The organism is Algibacter sp. (assembly GCF_049667265.1).
Lineage (GTDB): Bacteria > Bacteroidota > Bacteroidia > Flavobacteriales > Flavobacteriaceae > Algibacter_B.
In genome coordinates this window covers 1-3,813 of sequence record NZ_JBATHX010000346.1, presented here as the reverse complement: position 1 = coordinate 3,813, position 3,813 = coordinate 1, and the positions used below count along the sequence as shown (strand labels likewise).

The 3,813-nt window shown below is 35.4% G+C and carries 5 protein-coding genes; 3 read left to right on the top strand and 2 right to left on the bottom strand.

Annotation, left to right across the window (positions count from 1 at the left end):
- From WBN21_RS12125 to WBN21_RS12115, 3 genes are all read left to right on the top strand, one after another.
- Positions 1-420, top strand: a 420-nt coding sequence (locus WBN21_RS12125) for a TonB-dependent receptor domain-containing protein (protein WP_424200635.1), incomplete at its 5' end; no start/stop codon positions are given.
- Positions 421-431: 11 nt separating this feature from the next.
- Positions 432-1,214 (top strand): alpha/beta fold hydrolase, encoded by a 783-nt coding sequence (locus WBN21_RS12120; RefSeq protein ID WP_424200633.1) that lies wholly within the window; start codon positions 432-434, stop codon positions 1,212-1,214.
- Positions 1,207-1,977 (top strand): 3-hydroxybutyrate dehydrogenase, encoded by a 771-nt coding sequence (locus WBN21_RS12115; RefSeq protein WP_424200631.1) that lies wholly within the window; start codon positions 1,207-1,209, stop codon positions 1,975-1,977. The genes WBN21_RS12120 and WBN21_RS12115 overlap by 8 nt, the downstream gene beginning before the upstream one ends.
- 273 nt (positions 1,978-2,250) lie before the next feature.
- Here WBN21_RS12115 and WBN21_RS12110 read toward each other — a convergent pair whose 3' ends face one another.
- Together WBN21_RS12110 and WBN21_RS12105 are read right to left on the bottom strand one after the other, a co-directional pair.
- Positions 2,251-3,036 (bottom strand): transglutaminase domain-containing protein, encoded by a 786-nt coding sequence (locus tag WBN21_RS12110; RefSeq protein ID WP_424200629.1) that lies wholly within the window; start codon positions 3,034-3,036, stop codon positions 2,251-2,253.
- A gap of 435 nt (positions 3,037-3,471) precedes the next feature.
- A partial coding sequence (locus WBN21_RS12105; RefSeq protein WP_424200627.1) for a hypothetical protein occupies positions 3,472-3,813 on the bottom strand: 342 nt, incomplete at its 5' end.

Sequence of the window (3,813 nt, the reverse complement as noted above, 5' to 3'; positions counted from 1 at the left end):
GTGTTGGAAAGTGAATTGCCTATCAATACTCCAAACCATAAATTTAGTTTAGGATTTCACTACAATAATGGTAAATTTTACGGTTCTATGTACGGTAGATACGTTCAAAAATATGATTTCTTCTCTGGAATAAATGTTGCTGCTGAAACACAAGATCAAGACGGTGATGGTGTAAATGAAATAGTTGAAAATACAAGAGTTGGTAGAACATGGAATTACGGACAACTTGGCGGATTCACTGTGGATGCCAATGCAGGATATAATTTTTCAGAAAGTCTATCTTTGGGTTTAAGTATTACAAACCTTTTCAATGCGGAAGTGCGAGAATTTGTAGCATCTCCAGTTATAGAAACTTTGATTTCGTTTGAATTGAAATATAAAGTAAACTTCTTTAAAAATAAAACCGCTGCAACTAATTAGGACACTAAACCATGTCGAAAATACAAGTTAATGATATAGAACTTGATTATGAAGAATATGGAAACGGTAAAGTGCTTCTTTTACTTCACGGATTAGGATCAACAAAAAAGGATTGGGACGCACAAGTCCCATTCTTTTCAAATAATTTTCGTGTTATAACTCTAGATTTAAGAGGCCACGGCGACTCTTCAAAACCCAAAAACGCTTATGGAGTGGCGTTGATGACAGAAGACGTAAAAGGCTTTTTAGATCAATTACAAATCAAAACCGCAACCTTTGTTGGTTTTTCAATGGGTGGCGCTGTGGCATTTCAAATGGCCTCCAGCTATCCAACTTATGTAGAGAATTTGGTAATAGTAAATAGTGGACCGGATTTTAACGATATGGGTAGTATTGGTGACGAACTCTTAAAGAACAGAACACGTTTTTTAGAGACCAATGGGTTGGAATTATTAGCAAAAGATATTGCATTTAATATGTTTCCGGAACCGCATCAAGTAGATTTAAGACATGCTTTTGAAGCACGCTGCAAAAATAATGACTATAATGCTTATTACAACTCCTTTGTAACTTTAATGGCATGGGGATTAGGAGACAAACTTAAAGACATTAATACAAGAACTCTTGTAGTGGCATCTGATATGGATTATACGCCCGTTGCATTTAAGGAGGCTTACGTTAAAAAAATGCCTAACGCTAGTTTAAGCGTAATAGCAAATTCGCGACATGGCGTTGTTATTGATCAACCGGATGCATTTAATTTAGTACTTAAAAGATTTTTAGAAAATGAATAAAACCGTTCTTATCACTGGAAGCACTAGCGGTATTGGTTTAGCTATAGCCAGTCAATTTGCTAAAGAAGGCTATCAAATTATGTTTCATGGATTAGAACCAAATGGTAAAGAGATTGCCCAAGAAATAGGACATAAATACAAGGTTAAAGTTGCTTTTTTAAATGCCAATTTGCTAAAACCGGAAGCCGTTGAAGAACTAATAAAACTGACCATAAGTACATTTGGGTACTTGCACGTGTTAGTCAATAATGCAGGTATCCAATATGTATCTCCCATCGAAGATTTTCCAAATTCCAAGTACAACGATATCATTGCTATCAACATGAACGCTGTTTTTTATGCGTCAAAAGCAGCTTGGAAACAAATGAAAGCTCAAAAATTTGGTAGAATTATTAATATTTCTTCTGTTCATGGCTTACGAGCATCTGAATTTAAATCGGCCTATGTAGCGGCAAAACATGGTGTTATCGGATTGACCAAAGTTTTAGCATTAGAAGGCGCCCCATTTAATATTACATGTAACGCAATTTGTCCGGGGTATGTAAAAACACCATTAGTCGAAGGTCAAATAAAAGATCAAGCCAAGGCACATCAAATGACCGAAGAGGAGGTGGTAGAAAAAGTAATGTTAAAAAAACAAGCCGTGAAACAGTTTGTACCTGTTTCTGCCATTGCTGACATGGCATTATTACTAGCACAAGAGACTTCTACAACAATTACCGGCACGTCCTTTACTTTGGATGGAGGTTGGAGTGCTCAATAATTTCACATATCTGCTAAACATAGGTAAATCTTTTGATTTTCTTTTTACTTTTTTTCTAGTCAAATGCGAAATCCCAGAGATTTCGTGACCTCATAAATATACGCAAACCTTTCGTTTAAGCCCTAAACCCGTATTGTTTATAGGTTGTGTTGTAAAACGTTTTTTTATATGGATGCTTCAATGGTGTGTTAAAATGTTTATAAACGAATAACAATATATCGATTTACAACCGGCAAATTTTTTTAAAATAAATAAGTTACTTTCCCAATTACTTTAAGGGTGAAGTTCAACTTTAACAAGATTTTCAATTGGAGAAACCAAAGTGCCAAATTGATTAAAAATAGCAACATCGGCAGCATCACGACCAAAACCAAGAATAACATAACCTCCTGGAGAGCCTACTTGAGTGGCATCAAAAGTATACCACCGGTTACCAATATATGCCTCAAACCAAGCATGCATATCCATTGGTTCCAAATTGTGTAAATAACCAACAACAATTCGTGCTGGGATGCTTAAACTACGGCAAAGAGCAATACCCAAATGGGCCAAATCCCTACATACACCAAACTGTCTATTATTAACTTGAATGGCTGATAAGGGTTGATTATTACTGCCAGGTAGATACTCAATGTTTTCGCGTAACCAATTTGTAATTGCTGAAACTTGGTTGTAGCCCATTAATTGGCCTTCAGTAATAGCTGCACTTATTTGATTAAAAAGATCAGACTCACAGTATCTACTTGGTAAAAGATAACTTAGCACGGCGTCCGGTAAATTCTGGATTTCAATAAATGGTGCACCAAAGCCTTGATCTATAAAATTAGAGGTTACAACATCTGAAGAAGTAGAAATTGAGAACATTCCAGGTTGGGCAATTAATCGTTGACACAGATTGCCATAATTGTCCGTGAATTCAAAAACCGGCGTACTTGGTGTAATTTTATATACCTCGCTTTCTACCCATTGTTGGCTACCACTACGTGGCCTTAACATAAGAATAAATGGAGTTGGCTCAAAAATCTCAAACTTTAGGTCACAGCTTATACGTAAACGCATATATCAATTTTTTAAGACTATAATTATACAATAAAGACTAGCCCAATTCTAAGTTAGTTAGCTAGTAATCTGCTAACACAAATTTCGGTTATTTTAAAATAGTAGCACCTATTAAAAGAAACTCTTATTTACTATTTTTTCGATTGGTTAAGTGTAGTTTTTCGCTGTCGCATAATTTTTAATTTTGCCAACAAGAAAAACGCTTAAATATTGTTCTTTGTTAGAAGATGTTTTACAACGTTGTTGTGTATGGTTAGTTGCGTGATTCAGCAACTAATTTAGTAAAAGGAAACCGAACGTTAGGGAAATCCGGCCTGCCACGCTTTTTGGCGTAGAGGATTTTCCCATTACACACAGGCCCTAAGCAACCTATCCGCCTCTGGCGGATTAATTATACCGTGCCTGCCAGCAGGCAGGCACGGTGTTGTGCTTTCGTTATTTATATTTTCTTTTTGCAACTAAAATTTCTTTTGCGTCGACTGTTTTATACTTTTTAGTCCAAAGTCCATTTTTGTTGTATTTATACCTAAAGTATTCAAATTCGTATTTGGCTGGTCCACCAATGATAATTATTGGAAACTCTTGTTTTGGTTCAAATTCTCGATGAATTTCTATCACATTATTCCATTTGTCGTACTTGAAATGAGTAGTTGCTTTTTCGTGAATTGTTTTTCCTTTCAAATCCTCGTAAATGCTGAACTCTATTGTTTTAATGATATTTCCCTTAATATTATACTCAATCAATTCTTTGTATGGAAAAGCATTGAATTCCAATTC

Coding starts and splice junctions, on each gene's coding strand:
- WBN21_RS12120 (WP_424200633.1), top strand. CDS start 432: ATGTCGAAAATACAAGTTAATGATATAGAACTTGATTATGAAGAATAT.
- WBN21_RS12115 (WP_424200631.1), top strand. CDS start 1,207: ATGAATAAAACCGTTCTTATCACTGGAAGCACTAGCGGTATTGGTTTA.
- WBN21_RS12110 (WP_424200629.1), bottom strand. CDS start 3,036: ATGCGTTTACGTATAAGCTGTGACCTAAAGTTTGAGATTTTTGAGCCA.